At 37.3% G+C, this 1,951-nt stretch carries 1 protein-coding gene; it reads right to left on the bottom strand.

Features of this window, described 5'->3' with window-relative positions; all coding sequences use genetic code 11:
• Window positions 1-303: 303 nt before the first annotated feature.
• Entirely contained in the window at window positions 304-1,581 is a 1,278-nt protein-coding gene (locus QTN95_RS20420) for a methyl-accepting chemotaxis protein (protein ID WP_331418816.1), read from the bottom strand.
• Window positions 1,582-1,951 lie beyond the last annotated feature (370 nt).

Below are 1,951 nucleotides of genomic sequence, written 5' to 3'. Positions count from 1 at the left end.
TTTTCTGACTTAAAAAGAAAAACTAGGCAAAATATGTCGAAGTAAGATCACTTTTTCTCTATCTATGCGAGCGAGAGAAGATTTGAGCCGTTCTTGAACCATTTCCAATGCCACTTTTTCAGGAGGTCGAGAGACTGCTTTTCTTAATTAACAGCTTTTCCTAATTGGCAATAAATCGTATTTGGACATTTATTTACCAGTGTTTAGCAACTAATGAATAACTACAGGTATGGCAAAGCTAGCTATGAAGTGCTAGTGCGGTAAGTAAAATCGCACTAGCTAAAAAATTGGTTTAGGTTCACACTAAGTTAAATTGGACATATTTTTAGCGACATCCTCTGCACCTCTTTGTATTTCATCGATCACTGAAGATACAGTGTATAGTTGTTCATTTGTATCTATTGCAGAGACTCTAATTTTCCCCATTGATTCGGATATTTTATTCGTCAAAATTACATTTTCAGAGACCACTCGGCTAATTTCAGCTGTTGAGCCTGATGTCTTGGAAGCTAAAACCCTCACTTCATCAGCCACAACAGCAAAACCACGTCCATATTCACCAGCTCTTGCTGCTTCTATTGCCGCATTTAAAGCCAGTAAGTTCGTTTGATCAGCAATGCTACCAATAACTTGGACGATATTTTCAATGTTAGTTGAGAGTTCATTGAGCTTATTTATTAGTTCGACGGAGCTTTCCACTTGTTGAACTGCGTCTAGTGATTGTTCTTGAACTTTGTTTATTGATTTTTTACCATCCGTTGCTACTTGTTCAGTTTCAACGGCCGTTGTGTAAGCAATCGATATGGCCTCATTTGAAGCCTCCTCTTGAAGGACCTCTGGTGTAATATCAGTAGCAAACTTAACCACTTTATATACTTCATTTTTATCGTTGAATATTGGGTTGTAAGACGCCTGAATCCAAATTCTATCGCCTAGTTTTGATTTTCTTAAAAAACGCCCACTAAATGCTCTCCCACCTTGTAACTCCCTCCAAAAATGAGGATTTTCTTGATAAAAATCGTCAAAACAAAGCATTTTATGATGCTTGGTTACGACTTCATCTTGTGAATAACCTAAAGTACTCAGGAATGCATCGTTTGCATTAATTACCTCTCCAGAAGGTGAAAATGTGATAACGGCAAACGTTCGGTCTAATGCACTTAATAACTCACAATCTTCAATGCTTCTTACATGTTGTTCTGTAACATCAGAGGCGACTTTAGCAACTTTTATAACTTTTCCGTCAGAGATTATCGGGAAATACGTTGCCTCAACAAATATTTCATTTCCTGATTTATTAAGTCGGGAGAAAACTCCACTTTGCGCTTCCCCTGAAGCTAGATTGTGCCAAAAATGGGAATACTGTTGCGATAACGCAATTTCTTCTAAACAAAAGAGAGAATGGTGCTTACCTATAATTTCTTGCCTTTGGTATCCAACACAGGATAAAAACAAATCACTAGCATTTAAAATCCCCCCTTCAGGGGTAAACTCAATAACGGCCAGAGATCCATATAAAGACTCAATAAAATCTTGATTAAGGTCGGGGGTTTTGACCATTTTTTTCTTTTTAAAAAACATATATTCCGATTCAAATTACGTTTATATTATTTGTAATAACACTGCTAACACAAAATAAGTATCAAAATTAACAGAACCAGAATAGCATAAACAAGGGACGAATTATGTAGTCAATTTCCTATTCGGGGTTAAACGTGACTTGTACCCCCTCCCCTTAAATCACCTCAAACGCTTTTAGCGACAATCGGCGCATTCATTTTAAAAATTGAAAGGACAAATCGAAAGGACATATATGGTCACCTCGCTGTTCGCAAGGCCTGATTGAAATTAATGTCGGTCTTTTCTTTAAGCTATTTCATAGGCACCCTTAACGGAGATTAACATTGATGGTCGACGGTCTTGCGACATATATCCGGCGTCGTTATAGCAA

The sequence above is a fragment of the Vibrio sp. M260112 genome, from assembly GCF_036533775.1.
Taxonomy (GTDB): domain Bacteria; phylum Pseudomonadota; class Gammaproteobacteria; order Enterobacterales; family Vibrionaceae; genus Vibrio.
Note: the sequence above shows the minus strand (reverse complement) of the source record. Positions and strands in the feature narration are given on the sequence as shown.

Bases quoted from the DNA above. Each gene is read 5' to 3' on its own strand.
- QTN95_RS20420 (WP_331418816.1), bottom strand. From the start codon at position 1,581: ATGTTTTTTAAAAAGAAAAAAATGGTCAAAACCCCCGACCTTAATCAA.